18 protein-coding genes and 1 riboswitch are annotated in these 17,323 nt (G+C 55.2%); of the genes, 8 read left to right on the top strand and 10 right to left on the bottom strand.

From position 1 onward, the window contains the following. From PHD44_RS08280 to dnaQ, 4 genes are all read right to left on the bottom strand, one after another. On the bottom strand, positions 1-928 hold a 928-nt coding region (locus PHD44_RS08280; RefSeq protein ID WP_300190271.1), incomplete at its 3' end, for a proton-conducting transporter membrane subunit. Continuing rightward, a complete protein-coding gene (locus tag PHD44_RS08285) occupies positions 928-1,608 on the bottom strand; it encodes a hydrogenase (RefSeq protein ID WP_300190274.1) in 681 nt (226 codons plus the stop codon). The genes PHD44_RS08285 and PHD44_RS08280, both read right to left, overlap by 1 nt. Positions 1,609-1,621: 13 nt before the next feature. After that, positions 1,622-2,566, bottom strand: a complete 945-nt coding sequence (locus PHD44_RS08290) for an NADH-quinone oxidoreductase subunit H (RefSeq protein WP_300190277.1) — start codon at positions 2,564-2,566, stop codon at positions 1,622-1,624. Between the two features lie 43 nt (positions 2,567-2,609). After that, a riboswitch (Fluoride riboswitch) is annotated at positions 2,610-2,677 on the bottom strand. Between the two features lie 117 nt (positions 2,678-2,794). After that, positions 2,795-3,508 carry a DNA polymerase III subunit epsilon gene (gene dnaQ, locus PHD44_RS08295; protein ID WP_300190279.1) on the bottom strand — a complete coding sequence of 238 codons (714 nt, stop codon included), beginning with the start codon at positions 3,506-3,508 and terminating at the stop codon, positions 2,795-2,797. A 119-nt stretch (positions 3,509-3,627) separates the two neighbouring features. On the opposite strand from dnaQ, the gene PHD44_RS08300 reads away from it, so the two are divergent. The 7 genes from PHD44_RS08300 to PHD44_RS08325 all read left to right on the top strand — a co-directional run bounded on the left by PHD44_RS08300 (position 3,628) and on the right by PHD44_RS08325 (position 7,163). Next, a complete protein-coding gene (locus PHD44_RS08300; RefSeq protein ID WP_300190282.1) occupies positions 3,628-3,900 on the top strand; it encodes a toxin in 273 nt (90 codons plus the stop codon). 1 nt (position 3,901) lies between these two features. Beyond that, entirely contained in the window at positions 3,902-4,204 is a 303-nt protein-coding gene (locus tag PHD44_RS08305) for a CopG family antitoxin (protein ID WP_300190284.1), read from the top strand. 201 nt (positions 4,205-4,405) lie between these two features. Then, positions 4,406-4,759 carry a DUF488 domain-containing protein gene (locus tag PHD44_RS08310; protein ID WP_300190287.1) on the top strand — a complete coding sequence of 118 codons (354 nt, stop codon included), beginning with the start codon at positions 4,406-4,408 and terminating at the stop codon, positions 4,757-4,759. Between the two features lie 20 nt (positions 4,760-4,779). Further along, positions 4,780-5,220, top strand: coding sequence for a GFA family protein (locus PHD44_RS12740; protein ID WP_367182017.1), 441 nt, complete (start codon positions 4,780-4,782; stop codon positions 5,218-5,220). Positions 5,221-5,550: 330 nt separating this feature from the next. Beyond that, on the top strand, positions 5,551-6,342 hold the full coding sequence (locus tag PHD44_RS08315; RefSeq protein ID WP_300190289.1) for a sulfite exporter TauE/SafE family protein: 792 nt from the start codon (positions 5,551-5,553) through the stop codon (positions 6,340-6,342). A gap of 19 nt (positions 6,343-6,361) precedes the next feature. Further along, positions 6,362-6,886 carry a pantetheine-phosphate adenylyltransferase gene (gene coaD / locus PHD44_RS08320; RefSeq protein WP_300190292.1) on the top strand — a complete coding sequence of 175 codons (525 nt, stop codon included), beginning with the start codon at positions 6,362-6,364 and terminating at the stop codon, positions 6,884-6,886. A 31-nt stretch (positions 6,887-6,917) separates the two neighbouring features. Continuing rightward, positions 6,918-7,163, top strand: a complete 246-nt coding sequence (locus PHD44_RS08325) for a YfhL family 4Fe-4S dicluster ferredoxin (protein WP_290678589.1) — start codon at positions 6,918-6,920, stop codon at positions 7,161-7,163. Positions 7,164-7,260: 97 nt separating this feature from the next. On the opposite strand, the gene PHD44_RS08330 is transcribed toward PHD44_RS08325, so the two are convergent. From PHD44_RS08330 to carA, 5 genes are all read right to left on the bottom strand, one after another. Next, positions 7,261-7,530, bottom strand: coding sequence for an acyl carrier protein (locus PHD44_RS08330; protein WP_300190296.1), 270 nt, complete (start codon positions 7,528-7,530; stop codon positions 7,261-7,263). After that, positions 7,527-8,822: a serine--tRNA ligase gene (gene serS, locus PHD44_RS08335; RefSeq protein WP_300190299.1), complete on the bottom strand. Its 1,296-nt coding sequence runs from the start codon at positions 8,820-8,822 to the stop codon at positions 7,527-7,529. The genes PHD44_RS08330 and serS overlap by 4 nt, the downstream gene beginning before the upstream one ends. A 31-nt stretch (positions 8,823-8,853) precedes the next feature. Beyond that, positions 8,854-9,330, bottom strand: a complete 477-nt coding sequence (gene greA, locus PHD44_RS08340; RefSeq protein WP_300190302.1) for a transcription elongation factor GreA — start codon at positions 9,328-9,330, stop codon at positions 8,854-8,856. Beyond that, on the bottom strand, positions 9,330-12,563 hold the full coding sequence (carB, locus tag PHD44_RS08345; RefSeq protein WP_300190305.1) for a carbamoyl-phosphate synthase large subunit: 3,234 nt from the start codon (positions 12,561-12,563) through the stop codon (positions 9,330-9,332). The genes greA and carB overlap by 1 nt, the downstream gene beginning before the upstream one ends. 87 nt (positions 12,564-12,650) lie before the next feature. Then, positions 12,651-13,784, bottom strand: a complete 1,134-nt coding sequence (gene carA / locus PHD44_RS08350; RefSeq protein WP_300190308.1) for a glutamine-hydrolyzing carbamoyl-phosphate synthase small subunit — start codon at positions 13,782-13,784, stop codon at positions 12,651-12,653. Between the two features lie 417 nt (positions 13,785-14,201). Between carA and PHD44_RS08355 the strand changes: the two genes are divergently transcribed. Continuing rightward, positions 14,202-14,669: an EVE domain-containing protein gene (locus PHD44_RS08355; protein ID WP_300190311.1), complete on the top strand. Its 468-nt coding sequence runs from the start codon at positions 14,202-14,204 to the stop codon at positions 14,667-14,669. 945 nt (positions 14,670-15,614) lie between these two features. Here PHD44_RS08355 and ilvA read toward each other — a convergent pair. Next, positions 15,615-17,138: a threonine ammonia-lyase, biosynthetic gene (gene ilvA, locus PHD44_RS08360; RefSeq protein ID WP_300190314.1), complete on the bottom strand. Its 1,524-nt coding sequence runs from the start codon at positions 17,136-17,138 to the stop codon at positions 15,615-15,617. Positions 17,139-17,323: the final 185 nt, after the last annotated feature.

Consider the following 17,323-nt stretch of genomic DNA (forward strand, 5'->3'; position numbering starts at 1 on the left):
GCTCGACACTCGAATAGGCAGCCAGACGCTTGATGATGGTTTGCCGCGTGATAAACAAGCCAGCAACCAGCAAGGATGCGGCGCCGAGCACGACCAGCGCGGTATGCGCCGTTTCGGCCACATCAGTCCCCACGAGGGCATGGAGATAACGCACGATGCCGAGCATGGCGCAGTTGAGCAACGCCCCCGAAAGCATGGCCGACACGGGCGCGGGGCCTTCGCTGTGTGCATCGGGCAGCCAGGTGTGCATGGGCGCCAAACCCACCTTCGTGCCATAGCCGACCAGCACCAGCAAAAACGACAACATGAGCAGGACACTATCGGTTTTGGGCGTGATGGCGGCAAAATTCGCCCAGGTCATCGCATACACGGGGCCGAGTACGAAGGTACCACCCCAATAAAACAAGACGGTGCCAAGCAACGCCAGCCCCAGCCCCGCCGAAACGATCACGATATATTTCCAGGCCGCCTCGATGCTCTGCGGCGCCCGCTGAAAACCCACGAGGAAGGCACTGACAATCGTGGTCAGATCAATCGCAATCCAGTACAAACCGGGATTGTTCTGCACCGGCGCGAGAAACATCGTCAAGGCGAAGGCGGCAAACAGACTGTAGAACCGATGCAGACGTTTGGCCTCATCGTGCATCCAGCGCATATACCCGATGGCGTACACCGAAGCGAGCAGATAGACGATAGCCAGGCAGAACAGCACCCATACGCCAAAACCATCGAGCAGCAGATAATTATTTACCGAGGTAACCCCTTTGGGGGGGGTTGCCCACAGCAGATAAACCATCAGCAGGAAGCTGATCACGGCGGCGGTCAGATTGACGCGTTCCGCCCAGCGCGTACTCGGTACCAGCCAGCAGAAAAGCACGGCAAAACCGACGACACCCCATATTGCAAACAAGGCAGTGAAGATCATCATCAACCCACCAGGCGCGTGAGATCACGGCTGCTGGTCGTGCCGATTTCACGGTGCAGATAACGGATCAGCAGGCCGAAGGTAGACACGATGATCAGCAAATCGAACAGGATCACCATTTCCAGCAACAGCGGCATCCCCGGCACCAGAATCTGCGAACCAAGGAAGATCCCGTTTTCGATCACCAGCAAACCGAGAATAGAACTGACCGCCTCCGTGCGTAACACCAGCATCAAAAACCCGATCAACTTCATGCCGAACATGGTCGTGAGCGCCAGTACGGCAATGCTGTTCACCAAATCCAGCCGCAGGCCGATCTTGTGCGCCAAGGCGTAGGAAAACACCACCAGCAGCCCGCCGATCACCAAGCTGCTGGAGGGTTGCAGCAAGGGCGTGAATTCCCGATTGAGTTTCAAATCCCGAATAATACGCAGCAGCAAAAACGGCAAAACCGTGCCGCGCAACAGGGCGGTCAAGGCGGCGATAATGAACAATTCAGGATAATGCCCGTAAAACCCGATGGCCGCCGACAACGCCGCGATCACCCAGGATTCGGCAGCGAACGCGTACACATGATTGCGAATCCAGTGCGACCCCAACATCACAAAAGCCAGAATCAAGGCGACGATCACCAGAAAACTGAAAATCGAACTGGCCAGCGGGTCTAAATGAAAAATCAGCATCGCAATCCGCTCCTCACATCTGGTGGGCGACAACGGCCAGCACCGCCATCAAAAACGACAAGGCCAGCGGCTCCTGATAACGATAAAACCGCAGTCGCGCCTGCATCGTTTCAACACCGACCATCAAAAGCCCCAGCAGCGCCCATTTCGCCAGCAACGCGATGACGGCCCCGATAATCCCGAGCGTGGTGCCCGCCTCGGAAAGCCCCCACGGCAGGGTCAACACATTCAGAAAAATGGTGTACAAAATGGCCTGCTTCATCCAGGACGCCCATTTGAGCAACGCCAGCAGCGGGCCGGAATATTCGAGGATGCGCGCCTCGCCGATCATGTAGATTTCATAATGGATTGAGGAATGAATCGGCAGGCGTTCGGTTTCGACCGTCAGCAGGATGAAAAACGCCGCCACCAAAAATAGATGCGACGGGCTCCAATACACAGCCGGATCGCCGACCAGCAGATGGTTGACCACAAACGGCAGCATCGATTGAGCGAGCAGAGAAATGCCGATCAACACCATGATCAGCGTCGGTTCGGCCAGAATCGTCAGCATCGATTCGCGGCTGGAGCCCAAACCACCGTAAGGATGACCGCTATCCAGACCGGCCAGCAAAATCGCAAAGCCGCCGAGCGTGAGAATCAGGCCGCCGCCCAAAATATCGCCCATATCGGAGAGCGGCAGCGGGTAATTGGTGAGAACGGGAATCAGCAAAGGCACGGTCAGCATGGCGGTAAACGCCACGACCGGAGCCAGCCAAAAAATCCAGGAAGCGGTTTCGGGGATGACCAGTTCCTTGCGGAACCATTTGAACAGATCACGATACGGCTGGACGATGCTCGGCCCCCGGCCGCGCTTGACCTTTTCTTCTACCGTGGTGATAAAACCATGCAACAGGGGGGAAAGCAGCACGATCATGGCCACTTGAGCGATTTGCTGCCAAACGAGATGGCTTTGCATCCTTGATATTCCCCGCCGAAAAACCTAAAAGACCGCAGTCGCGGCATCTTCAGGAGTCATCAGCCACCAGAAGCTGGGGCGGTTACGGCGAACTCCATCGCCATTTCGTTGTATCAAACAATTATGATACTAGCATTCTAATTTTGCGCGTCAATGACAGGATGTTAAAAACCCTCAAGAGGGAAACCGAAACGCCCCATCTCATCGTTCTTGACTCGGTTTGGTCACTCACGAGGGCCAAGGCGCAGGCTCACCCTCCTTGCCCAATGTCATCAGCCATGACTCATGCGCGGCGCGCTCTTCATCATTGGCGGTAATCACGCGCAACGGTGGACGATCGGCGGGCAAACGGATGATCGACGCAGCCTGTTTGTGCTCATCACCCTGCCCCTGTTCGCTTTCAAAACCCAGCGTTTTTTGCCCGCCGGTGAGCGCCAGATATACATCGGCCAGAATTTCAGAATCCAGCAACGCGCCGTGCAGCGTGCGCGCACTGTTATCGATGTTGTACCGACGGCACAAGGCATCGAGGCTATTGCGTTGGCCGGGATGTTTTTTGCGCGCAATGGCCAGCGAATCGGTCACGGAACCTGCGACATCAGCCAACCGACCGCCATTCGCCAACCGGGCAAGCTCCGCATCGATAAACCCCACGTCAAACTCGGCATTGTGAATAATCAGCTCCGCGCCCTCGATAAACGCCAGAAACTCATCCACCACATCGGCGAATTTCGGCTTATCCGCCAAAAACGCATCGCTCAAACCATGCACATTGAACGCGCCCTCATCCACCGGCCGCTCGGGATTGAGGTAACAATGGAATGTCCTACCCGTCACACGGCGCTCGATCATCTCCACCGCACCAATCTCAACCAGCCGATGCCCATCGGCAGCGGGCATCCCCGTGGTTTCGGTATCCAGTACGATTTGGCGTTCTGTCATGGTCAGTTTCCTGTCAGTGGGCTTGGCGAATTATCGGGCAAGTGTACTCTGGTCAGGGCCGCCTTGAAAAACCAAGATGGTCAGATGCCAATAGGCACACATTCTGCTAGACTCGTCAGATGAAGCAAATTAACTGGAATGCTGAAAAGAACCAGCAGTTGATGAGCGAGCGCGGAACTTCCTTTGAAGATGTCCTATTTGCTCTTCAGTCGGGTGGTTTACTTGATGATGGACCTCACCCCAACAGGGGAAAGTACCCGAATCAGCGTCTATTTGTGGTTCGGATTGATGATTACGCCTGGCTGGTACCGTACGTCGAGAACGAAAATGAAATCTTTCTCAAGACGATTATTCCCAGCCGCAAGGCCACCAGGAAATTTTTAGGGGGGTAGCATGGCCAAGACCAAATTAGATCCTGAAGAGCAAGAGTTGCTTGAGGCATACGAGTCGGGAGAATTCGAATCGGATCTGGACACCGATCGTCGGGAGTACCTCACTAAGGCAGCGGAAGAAACGTTTAAGAAAGACAGGCGAATCAATATCCGTATCTCCAGCCGGGATCTGGAGGCGCTGCAGCGTCGGGCTTTGGAAGAGGGGTTGCCGTACCAGTCTTTGGTTTCGAGTGTTCTGCACAAGTATGTCTCGGGCGGGCTCAAGGATATCTCTGCCAACAAGTCAGGCCAGCGGACGCGCTAACACACGCCACTGCTTTCTGCTTTGAGGCAGCAACCCTACCCCTTGGCAATAAAGTCCAAGACCATGAGCAAAAACCGACTTTCCGAAACGCTCTTTAATCGACCAATTCCTTGCCGGATAGGGTCAAGAGACTCATTTATAAGGGCTATTTGCCTGTATTAAGGGGTTTTTCGACAGCCTCGTTAAGTGCGGAGGGATGTTATGAGCATATCCATTAAGCGGATTTACGAAATGCCGGAATCTACGGACGGTACGCGTATTCTCGTCGATCGTCTCTGGCCTCGCGGAATAACGAAAGCAGAAGCCAAAATCGATTTGTGGTTGAAGGAGGCGGCACCATCCACTGAACTGCGCAAGTGGTTTGGGCATGACCCGGAAAAATGGTCAGAGTTCAAGGAAAAATATCGTGCTGAGATAAAGGATAACGCTGCATTAGCAGAGCTATACAAGCTGTCACACAAGGGCAAGGTGACCTTAGTCTATGCGGCCAAAGACGAAAACCACAATAACGCGGCTGCACTTCGCTGCTTTATTAGCCACGATGCCAAACCTTGAGGTTAGACATTCAAGAACCTATGAACGGACACTGCCTTTGCGGACAAGTAAGGTTTGAAATTGACGGGAGTCACGTCAAGCCATATCAATGTCATTGCTCACTTTGCCGCAGGCAGAGTGGGGTGATGTCCAATGCGGCAAGCATCGTAGCCAACGATCAGTTTTGCTGGCTACGCGGTACTGAATTAATTTCCTCGTGGAAAAGCGAAACCGGATTTCGCTCCGATTTTTGTTCCAGCTGCGGCGCTCCGGTACCCAACCCGCTCCGGGACATGCCCTATTTCTGGATTCCCGCTGGCTTGCTTGAAACCGGTGGCAAGATGGAGGTTGTGGCTCATCTGTGCCTAGCAGCCTGTCGGACTTTAGGAATCGTAGCGAAAATCAAGCTGGGCGAGGGCAGATTTTGCCGGTTTTGCAGGGCAATAGCGGGTTCTATTGCCCAAAAAAGCGGTGAAATATGAGCCGTTCAGATGGATTTGCAGCCGATTTCCCTAAAGTCCGACAGGCTGCTAGCGTCCAAAGCGCCATGGGACTCCGTTCCCCATCAAGAGAACTGTTATGATGGTTTGCCGGATTCGACCGAGCTCCTCAGGCTGCTGCATGCAGATTGTGCCTGACACCACGTTCCTGCAAATGAGCGTGAAAAGCGTAACCACACACCATTCGATATCCGGTTAAATAACGATCTACCTATTCATACATAAAGATTATTCATTATAAGTAAATTCTAAAGTTGGCTATCCTTGTGGCTGATTACAGCTTTATCGTCACACCCAACGAGCGATCTGATTTTGATTGAATACAGTATCTTCATCCTTCTCGGGGTTTTCTCTGGCCTGATCGCCGGTCTGCTGGGCATTGGCGGCGGTCTGGTAGTGGTGCCGGTTCTACTTTTTTTGTTTCCCCTGATTGGTCTGGGCGACAGCCCGCATTTGGTGCATTTGGCGATTGGCACATCATTGGCGACCATCCTGTTCTCATCGATGGCCTCCATTTACACCCACCACAAAAATAAGGGCGTTCTTTGGGATGTGTTTATCCGCATCGCCCCCGGCATTGTGATTGGTTCCATTCTGGGTTCCACCATCGCCCATCTTTTGCCCGGAGAAATTCTCAAGAAAGTGTTTGGTGTACTGGAAATTCTGATCGCCCTTCAGATGGCTTTTGGCCGAAATCCAGCACCGACGCGGACGCTGCCCTCCGGTGTGCCCTTAAGTTTTTTTGGGGTGTCGGTCGGTGCGGTTGGCACGATCATGGGTATGGGTGGCGGCGCACTGACAACGCCTTTTTTCATGTGGTGTAACGTTGCCGCGCGCAACGCGATGGCGACCAGCGCAGCCATTGGGCTGCCCAATGCACTCGCAGGCGCTATCGGTTACATTGTTACGGGATGGGGCCAACCGGATTTACCGAGCTGGTCGATTGGTTATATCTATCTGCCTGCATTGGTGGGCATTGTGATTCCCAGCCTCTTTTTTGCGCCGATTGGCGCCACTTTGACGCACCGATTGCCCGCCAAATTACTCAAACGCATTTTTGCCGTTATGCTCGTCCTACTCGGTCTGAACATGTTGATACGCTAAGACGGGGACTAGATATAAGATGAAACGCGCCATTTACCCCGGTACCTTTGATCCCATCACCTTCGGCCATATTGATGTCGCCCGGCGGGCGGCCCACCTCTATGATGAGGTCATCGTAGCAGTCGCCGCCGCTTCAACCAAAACTCCGATTTTCGATCTGGAACAGCGCTCAGAGCTTGCCCGTGTGGCGTTGCAGGAATTCCCCAACATTCATGTGCTGTCGTTCGACGGATTGCTGGTCGAATTCGCGCGGGAACTGGGTGCAATCTCGATTGTGCGGGGGCTGCGCGCCGTATCGGATTTCGAGTCCGAGATTCAGATGGCCGCGGTCAATCGTCGACTGGCGCCGGAAATCGAAACGGTCTTCCTTTCACCCACCGAGGAACTGGGCTTCGTGTCGTCCAGTATCGTGCGTGAACTTGCCCGTTTGGGCGGAAACGTCGCCAGTTTCGTGCCATTGCACGTGGTGGATGCGCTAAAAGAAATCATCAAGCACGAACAGGCCACAAAAGCCGGGCCAAACATGCTAAATTCACGCCACTGATGTTCGAGATAGCGCCGAAGAGGAGTGAACCATGTCCCTGTTGATTACCGATGAATGCATCAACTGCGATGTTTGCGAGCCGGAATGCCCGAATGGCGCCATTTCGCAAGGCCCGGAGATTTATGTGATTGATCCGAACCTGTGCACCGAGTGCGTGGGTCATTACGATACGCCGCAATGTGTCGAAGTATGCCCTGTGGACTGCATTCCACTCGATCCGGACCATCGCGAAACGCATGAAGAATTGCTGGCCAAGTATCACTTGATCAACGATTGATTCGTTTTCGGTAAAAACCGGAAACAAAACGACAAAACCCGCCCGGAAAATTCATGGGCGGGTTTTTTATTGTTTTGCAAACAAGGAAATCGAGAAATCAGTATGGCAGTCGCGACTCGATCGCCAGCGTCAATGTCCCCAGGGTCTCGAACCAGGCCGAGTCGATTTCATCATCCGAAAGGACGATGTCGAAACGATCTTCGAGTGCCGTGAGCAGGAGAACCACCCCCATGGAATCGAGCTCGGGCAAGGCCCCGAGTAATGGGGAATCTGCCGTCAACCGGGCCGCCGGAATATCCAGCCCCAGGGTAGAAATCACCGTCTGACGGACATCCTCAAAGATGACGGAATCGGCCGCTTCACTCATGCTTTACCCTGCTGCCCCTCAGGAACACAGATAGCCGCTTTGCCCTGAAAGTAAGGCCGAAGTGCCAGTGGCAACGCAACGCTGCCGTCGGCCTGCTGGTGGTTTTCCAGCAAGGCAACCAACGTGCGTCCGACGGCCAGGCCCGAACCGTTCAGGGTATGCACGAGCTGCGGCTTGCCATCGGCGTCGCGCACGCGTGCTTGCAGGCGGCGCGCCTGAAAATCGGTGCAGTTGGAGCAGGAAGAGATTTCCCGATAGGTGTTCTGGCCGGGCAGCCAGACTTCCAGATCGTAGGTTTTCGCCGCCGAGAAGCCCATATCGCCCGTGCACAACTGCATGACGCGGTACGGCAGCTCCAGCGCCTGCAAAACGGCTTCGGCGTGGCCGGTCAGTGCTTCCAGTGCAGCGGCGGAGTCCTCAGCCCGTACGATTTGCACCAATTCGACCTTATCGAACTGATGTTGCCGGATCATCCCTCGGGTATCGCGACCAGCCGCACCCGCTTCCGCACGGAAACTAGGTGTGTGCGCCACATAGCGCCGGGGCAAATCATTGGCCGACAACAATTCGTCACGAACCAGATTGGTGAGCGGCACTTCAGCCGTGGGGATCAGATACCAGTCGGCATCGCCCTTGAGCGCAAACAGGTCCTCACCGAATTTGGGCAACTGACCGGTACCGAACAGGCTCTTGTCATTGACGATGTAGGGCACGTACATCTCGGTGTAACCGTGCTGACTGCTGTGCAGATCGAGCATGAACTGCGCGAGCGCGCGATGCAGGCGCGCCAGATCGCCGGCCAAGGTCACAAACCGTGAGCCGGTCAGCTTCACCGCCTGCTCGAAATTCATCCCGAGTGCAGCGCCCAGCGCGACATGATCCTGAATTTCAAAGTCGAACGTCCTCGGTGTGCCCCAACGACGCACTTCAACATTACCCGCTTCATCTTCACCGAAGGGAACGTCTTCGGCCGGCAGATTGGGCACAAGCGAAAACAGGGCATCCAGCTCGGACTGAATCTCGCCCAGACGCTGTTTGGCCTGATCGAGTTTCTGCCCCAGGCCACCGATTTCGGCCATCAACGCGGCGGTATCTTCGCCAGCGGCCTTCATCTTGCCGATCAGCTTCGATCGACTGTTGCGTTCGGCCTGCATCTGCTCGGTATCGACCTGAACCTGTTTACGCTCGTTTTCAAGCGCAGTAAACCGGGCCACGTCGAACGTGAAACCGCGTCGCGCCAACTGCGCGGCAACAGCAATGGGATCACTGCGAACTAACTTGGGGTCAAGCATGATGGGAAATTCTTTCTGTTGGGTCGCCCAATCAGGCGATATATTGAACTTCGGTGATTTCGAAAATCCGCTTGCCGCCTGGGGCATCGACAGTCACTTCATCACCCAACGATTTGCCCACCAGCGCTCGGGCAATGGGTGAATGGATCGAGATCATGTTGGATTTGATATCGGCTTCATCATCGCCCACGATCTTGTAGGTGATTTCTTCGTCGCTATCCACATCGAGCACACTGACAGTCGCACCGAAAATCACCTTGTCGGATGGCGGCAGTCGGGTGACATCGATGATGTTGGCATGAGACAGCTTGGCTTCGATCTCTTTGATCCGGCCTTCGATGAACCCCTGCTCTTCACGCGCGGCATGATATTCGGCATTTTCCTTCAGATCACCCAGCTCACGCGCTTCGGCAATCGCCTGGATGATGCGCGGACGCTCAACACTGCGCAGTTGCTTGAGTTCGGCTTCTAATTTGGCCGCACCAGCGGCCGTCATTGGCGTTTGCATTACACTTCACACTCTTTATGCAGGTCTTGCAGCCGGTTGACGGAAATCGGCTGCTGCAGATAAGCCAGCGCGAGGGCCATTGCCTCGGCGCCCGCCATGGTCGTGAAATAGGGTACACGTTGATGCAGCGCTTCGCGACGGATCTGGAACGAATCCGAACGCGACTGGTTGCTGCTGGTTGTCGTGTTGATGATCAAGGTAATCTCTTTGTTTTTGATCATATCAACGATATTGGGCCGACCTTCGGTCACCTTGTTCACCGGCTCGACCGTCAACCCCTGCTCGGCCAGATGGCGCGCGGTACCGCGTGTGGCACACAGCGTGAAACCTTGGGTCGACAGGGCCTTCGCCACCGCGGCGGCGGCAAAATAATCCTGCTTGCGAACGGAAACAAAAGCCAGGCCGGAAGTCGGCAATGAATTGCCAGCGCCCGCCTGAGCCTTGGCAAAGGCTTCGCCGAATTCACGCCCGATGCCCATCACCTCGCCGGTTGATTTCATCTCGGGGCCGAGCAGTGGATCGACACCGGCAAATTTGATGAACGGGAACACCGCTTCCTTGACCGCATAATACGGCGGCACGCACTCACGCGTGACCGACTGCTTGGCGAGCGATATGCCCGCCATGGCGCGCGCTGCAATCTTAGCGAGCGGTATGCCCACCGCCTTGGATACGAACGGTACCGTCCGAGACGCGCGCGGGTTCACTTCGATAATGTAGATATCGTTGCCCTGAATCGCGACCTGAGTATTCATCAAACCAACAACATTCAATGCCTTGGCCATGGCCGTCACCTGGGCACGAACTTCTGCCAGAATCGGTGCAGCAACCGTGTACGGCGGGAGTGAACAGGCAGAGTCACCGGAGTGCACCCCGGCCATTTCGATGTGTTCCATCAAACCCCCGATGACCACGGTCTCACCATCAGATACCGCATCGATGTCCATTTCAGTCGCATCGTCGAGGAATCGGTCGAGCAGTACGGGCGAATCGTTGGAGGCTTTGACCGCATCACGCATGTACCGCTTGAGCCCTTCTTCGTTGTGTACGATTTCCATCGCCCGGCCACCCAGCACGTAGGATGGGCGAACGACCAGCGGATAGCCGATCTGAGCGGCGAGATTGATGGCTTCGTCCGCCGAACGGGCCGTGCGGTTGGGCGGCTGCTTGAGCCCCAGTTCCTGGATCATGCTCTGGAAGCGTTCGCGATCCTCTGCCCGGTCGATGGCATCGGGCGTGGTACCGATGATCGGCGCGCCTGCTTTTTCGAGATCGCGCGCCAGTTTCAGCGGTGTCTGACCGCCGAACTGCACGATGACGCCCTTGGGTTTTTCAACCTCAATGATTTCGAGCACGTCTTCGAGCGTCAATGATTCAAAATAGAGTCGATCGGAAATATCGTAATCGGTCGAAACGGTCTCGGGATTGCAGTTGACCATGATGGTCTCGAAGCCGTCTTCCCGCAGCGCGAGGGCAGCGTGGACACAGCAATAGTCAAACTCGATACCCTGCCCGATCCGGTTCGGCCCGCCCCCCAGGATCATGATCTTGTCGCGTTGGCTCGGTTCTGCCTCGCAGAACTGCTCGTAGGTGGAATACAGGTAGGCTGTGTCGGTCGGGAATTCTGCCGCGCAGGTATCCACACGTTTGAACACCGGTCGAACGCCCAAGCCATGTCGATGCGCACGCACGGTGCTTTCGGTTTCATCCAGTAACCGGGCCAGACGCCGATCGGAGAAGCCCATACGCTTGATGCGCCAGAGCGTGTCGCGATCGAGGTTCTGCAGCGACTGACCACGCAGTTCCTGTTCTTTACGGATGATCTCTTCTATCTGAATCAGGAACCACGGGTCGATCTTCGAATGCTCATGCACGTCTTCCAATGTAAAGCCATGACGGAACGCATCAGCCACATACCAGAGTCGGTCGTGGCGCGGCTCACGCAACTGGCGGATCAACTCGTCCTCGGCATCTTCAGCATTGAGATTACGGTCGAGAATCTCATCGAAGCCATCCACACCGATTTCCAGACCGCGGAGCGCTTTTTGCAGTGATTCCTGGAAGGTTCGACCGATGGCCATGACCTCACCCACAGACTTCATCTGTGTCGTCAGGCGGCTATCGGCCTGCGGGAATTTCTCGAAGGTGAAACGCGGAACCTTGGTGACCACGTAGTCGATGGTCGGCTCGAACGATACGGGCGTTGCGCCTTGCGTGATTTCGTTGCGCAGTTCATCCAGTGTGTAACCCACGGCCAGTTTTGCGGCCACTTTGGCAATCGGGAACCCCGTCGCCTTTGAAGCCAAGGCGGATGAACGCGACACACGTGGGTTCATCTCGATCACGATCATGGCGCCGTTTTCGGGATTGACCGCAAACTGGACGTTCGAACCGCCGGTTTCAACACCGATCTTGCGCAGAACCGCCAGCGAGGCGTTGCGCATGATCTGGTATTCCTTGTCGGTGAGCGTCTGCGCCGGCGCCACGGTGATCGAATCACCGGTATGCACGCCCATCGGATCGAAGTTTTCGATGGAACAGATGATGATGCAGTTGTCGTTGCGATCACGCACCACTTCCATTTCATATTCTTTCCAGCCGAGTACGGACTGTTCGATCAAAAGTTCGCTCGTAGGCGACAGATCCAGTCCACGGCGGACAATTTCTTCAAACTCTTCACGGTTGTAGGCAATACCGCCACCCGAACCGCCCATCGTGAACGAAGGACGAATGATGACTGGAAAACCAAGCTTGGGCTGCTCGACGAACGCTTCTTCCAGTGTATGGACGATGTACGAAGTCGGCGTGGACAGCCCGATTTCCGTCATGGCCTCACGGAAACGTTCACGGTCTTCGGCCATGTCGATCGCGTCTTCGCTGGCGCCGATCAGTTCGCAATTGAATTTTTCCAGCACGCCATTGCGTGCCAGATCCAGCGCGCAATTGAGTGCGGTTTGTCCACCCATGGTGGGCAATAGGGCGTCCGGGCGCTCTTTCTCGATGATTGCAGCGACTGTTTCCCAGTTGATTGGCTCGACATAGGTGGCATCGGCCATGCCGGGGTCGGTCATGATCGTGGCCGGATTGGAGTTGATCAGAATGACCCGATACCCCTCCTCCTTCAACGCCTTACAAGCCTGCGCGCCGGAATAATCGAATTCGCAGGCCTGGCCGATCACGATAGGGCCGGCGCCGATAATAAGGATACTTTTTAGGTCGGTACGTTTTGGCATGGCAAATTCACAAATTTAACAACGAACAAGCGTCGATTTTTCAAGCAGATCTTCAAGCAGGTTTTTGGGTCGGCAAACAGGACTCAATTACGCCGTGCGGGCATCGATGGCGGCAACGAACTGATCGAACAGCAAACCCAGATCGTGTGGGCCGGGGCTCGCTTCGGGGTGCCCCTGGAAACTGAATGCGCTGCGGTCGGTACGGGCGATGCCCTGCAAGCTGCCATCGAACAGTGAGCGATGAGTCGCTTTGAGATTCGAAGGCAGCGTGTCTTCATCCACCGCAAACCCGTGGTTCTGGCTGGAAATGAAGACCCTCCCGGATTCGATGTCCTGCACCGGATGGTTCGCGCCGTGATGACCGAACTTCATCTTGATGGTTTTCGCGCCACTGGCCAGCGCGAGCAACTGGTGACCCAGACAGATACCGAAAACAGGCACATCGTGCTTTAGCACTTCGGTAATCGCTTCGATGGCGTAATGGCAGGCTGCCGGGTCACCCGGACCATTGCCGAGCAGGATGCCATCGGGATTCATTGCCAGCACGTCGCTCGCTGGCGTGGTGGCAGGCAACATCGTCACACGACATCCGCGATCGACCAGCATACGCAGGATATTGCGTTTCATGCCGTAGTCCCAGGTCACCACATGGCGTGTCAGATCGGGGCGCGGAGCCGGGTTTTCGGGGTCGAGATCCCAGGTGCCCTGCGTCCACTCGATGGGACGATCGGTTGTCACTTCCGGCACGAGATCCATGCCATCTAGGCCGGCAAACCCGCGCGCCTGAGCCAGTGCGGCCTCAGGATCGAGGTTCTCGCCTGTCTGAATGCATCCGTTCTGGGCGCCTTTATCCCGCAGTACGCGCGTGAGGGCTCGGGTATCGATATCGGCGATGGCCTGCAGGCCATGGCGCTCGCAATAAGTTTGCAGCGATTCTTCGGAGCGCCAGTTGCTGACGATGGACGAGGCATCACGGATCACCAGACCTGCGGCGTGAACTCCCGTGGATTCGGCATCATCGGCATTTACGCCAACATTGCCGATATGCGGATAGGTCAGGGTGACGATCTGCCGGCGGTAGGAAGGGTCAGTCAGAATCTCTTGATAACCCGTCATGGCCGTGTTGAAAACCACTTCGCCAACCGTCGAACCTGCAGCGCCAATCGATGTGCCGTAAAAAAGACTACCGTCGGCAAGAGCCAATAGCGCTGTGTGTTTCAAGAGACTCTCCCATCTAAAACGATATGCGAACAGGTTTTTTGCAACCCGTTATTTTTGAAGCGTTTCATTGCACAGAACCCTTCGGACGCGCACTGGCACCCGGCGATTCAAAGCAGAATATTGGCCAAGATTATGCCCGAGATGCGGCTATTTTGTCCATGCGCATGCCCGAATGTTACGCTTTATGTAAGGAATCTCTTACGTCTTGACGTTTCTCGGCACGAATCCATTCATGGCTTCGTGGGCTTACGCCTGCTTAATGCCCGGCCCGAGCCCCGCACGGGGGTCTGCATTTGTGTGCACCATCCGTAAAGTGATTGTTCATGAAGAAAACTTCAGGATGGAATTATTCAGAGCTTCCTTTTATCTCAAACATATCCGATGGGTTCTTCCCATTCGCCAAACGAGGAAATCCGTATGAACCACTGGTTGATGAAATGCGAACCTGATGTCTTTTCGATTGACGATCTGTCGCGTCAGAAAGTGGAAGGCTGGTACGGCATTCGTAACTATCAGGCACGCAACATGATGCGGGACGCGATGCGGATCGGCGACCTGGTTTTTTTCTACCATTCCAACGTCAAGGTGCCGGGTATCGTCGGCATCATGGAGGTCATCAGCGCCCCTTACCCGGACCCCACGCAATTCGATCCGGATCACCATTACTTCGACCCGAAATCCACACCGGAAAATCCACGCTGGGTGCAGGTGGATGTGCAGTATGTGCGCCATACCAAACGAATTATCACGCTGCAGGAACTCAAGGCCGACGAAACGCTGGAAGACTTGCCACTCGTCCGGCAGGGCAACCGGCTATCCATCATGCCGATCAGTGCGCAAAGCTGGACGCGCATTCTCGCTCGAGAAGATCTACCCGCCGAGTAAGCGTCTCTTGCTCTTTGCGGATGAAGTTAAAAATCTCAGGGCACCTCGAAAAACCGTCACGGGCTGACGCCAGCTCCGCGTTAGCGGCCCGAGTGCAAGGCGGCCGGAGCGCAGCGACCGAGACATATCAAATAGATAGGCGAGGGAGCGGGCTTACGCCAGCTTTGCGTTAGCACCGCCCAACGCAGCAATCGGGTCGCGCAGTAGGTTTTTCGAGGCGCCCCTCAGTGCATCACAAGGGTTTATCCACATCATCAGCATGGCATGACTTATGGAAAACGTTCTACTAGCAAAATGACCCTACGGACTCAAGCCCGTAACCGGTCGTTTTTCAGAAAAAAATAATCATGAAAAATCAATTGGTTATTGCGTGCATTTTTCAGGTGCGATTTGTTGCTTATTTTTTCACCAATTCATCAACTACTTGATCTCACGTGGCTCCGGCAAGATGCCCGTAAACAACCCACAGGTTCATCCACAGGTTTTGTGGATAAAAAATCGTCGACCGGGTGCTTGAATTTTTGATTTTTTCTGGACCAAACCACCCATTCCGATTGGCACGAAAAATCGCATCCTTGAAATCAAACAGTTAAGCCAATATCGACCAATAAACTCAGGAATCCGCTCAATTAGTACACAAAGTTATCCACAGGGCTGAAGATTAAAACGTCGTGTATTCGAACGGCTAACATGAACGCAGGCACGGAACAAGAGCGACCGGACTCAATCTGAAAGTTTATTTATATCTATTAAAAACAACAGGTTATTCGCATAGGTAAGGCAGGTGCATATATCTGATGATTTTTTAACCAATCGTGCTAAGCCATTGATGGCATGGGCTTGCTGATGGTCATCAGACGGTGATGCACTGGGTTATCCACAATAACTGTGCACAGTTTTTTCTGAGCCGGAAGTCAGAAAAAACCGGGATTCTCATCAGATGAATCAGGCCAAAAACAGGCTGTAAACCGGGTTGTCGCTTTCCGGCCAGTAGGGATAGCTCAGTTCATCGAGGTACGTTATGAACTCATCCATGGCGCCCTGTTCTACTTGAACGCCCACCAGCACACGGCCGTAATCCGCACCCTGATTGCGATAGTGGAACAGACTGATGTTCCAGCGGGCCCCCAGATGGGTCAGGAAGCGGAGCAGCGCGCCGGGGCGCTCGGGAAACTCGAAGCGGTACAGACGCTCATCGCTTATGCCGTGCGCATGGCCGCCGACCATATGCCGCGCATGTAGTTTTGCCATTTCGTTGTCGGTCAGGTCGATCACGGGATAATCGGCATGCACCAGCCGATTGAAGACGGCGGACCGATCCGAGGGCGTATCCAGACGGATGCCCACAAAGATATGCGCCCGATCCTGATCCGCGTAACGGTAGTTGAATTCGGTAATCTGGCGACGGCCGAGCAGTTCGCAGAACACCTGGAAGCTACCCGGTTTTTCCGGGATCGTGACCGCAAACAGGGCTTCCTTCTGCTCACCGATATCCGCTCGTTCGGCCACAAACCGCAAGCGGTCAAAATTCATGTTGGCGCCCGAAGCGATTGCGATCAGTGTCTCGCCATGCAGATCGTGCTGCTTGACGTATTTTTTCAATCCGGCCAGAGCCAATGCCCCTGCCGCTTCGTTGATGCTGCGCGTATCGTCGAACATGTCCTTGATGGCGGCGGTCATTGCATCGGTATCGACGGTGATCACTTCATCAACCGCTTGCTGCGCCACTGCGAAGGGATATTCGCCCACCTGTTTGACCGCGACACCATCGGCGAACAACCCGACCTGCTCCAGAACCACCCGCTCGCCTGCGGTCATGGCCGCAGCCAGACAGGCTGCATCGTCCGGCTCAACCCCGATGATCCGGATTTCCGAGCGCAACATCTTCACATAGGCCGCGATGCCCGCAATCAGACCGCCGCCGCCGACCGGAACAAAAATCGCATGAATCGGGTCGGGGTGATGGCGCAGAATCTCCGCACCGATGGTGCCCTGCCCGGCAATGATATCCGGGTGATCATAAGGCGGGATAAAAGCCAAACCTTCGGACTGAGTAAGCTGCTGTGCATGAGCGAATGCCTCATCGAAGGTATCGCCGTGCAAGACAGCCTTCGCACCGCGCCGACGGACGGCATCGACCTTGATGGCGGGGGTCGTCAACGGCATCACGATGGTGGCGGCCACGCCCAGCTTCTGGGCTGCCAGCGCCACGCCCTGGGCATGATTGCCGGCCGAAGCGGTAATCACACCACTGCCCAGCTGCCCCTCGCTTTTCAGCCGATGCATCATGTTATAGGCACCGCGCAGCTTGAAGGAGAAAACCGGCTGCGTGTCCTCACGCTTCAACAAAATTCGATTATCCAGGCGCTCGGAAAGCAGAATTGCGGGCGTCAGCGGCGTGTCTTTCGCCACGTCGTACACCCGTGCGGTCAAAATCCGATGAAGATAATCCTGAAGTAAGGCGGACAAATCCAGCTCCTTGAACTAATGGGCACCTAATGACACGAAGAAATGCCCGGGCAAACGATGCGCGCGAAAAGACGAAGCAGTACAAGCAGATGATGCACTGAGCGTTCTATCATGCCAGAATAACCGCCGACAATTATCGTCAAACTGCTCATCAGTGCGGTTTAACCGCGTACAGCGCTTTTGGC

Origin of the sequence: Halothiobacillus sp., from assembly GCF_028710545.1 — a bacterium.
In the GTDB taxonomy this organism is placed as follows: Bacteria; Pseudomonadota; Gammaproteobacteria; order Halothiobacillales; family Halothiobacillaceae; genus Halothiobacillus.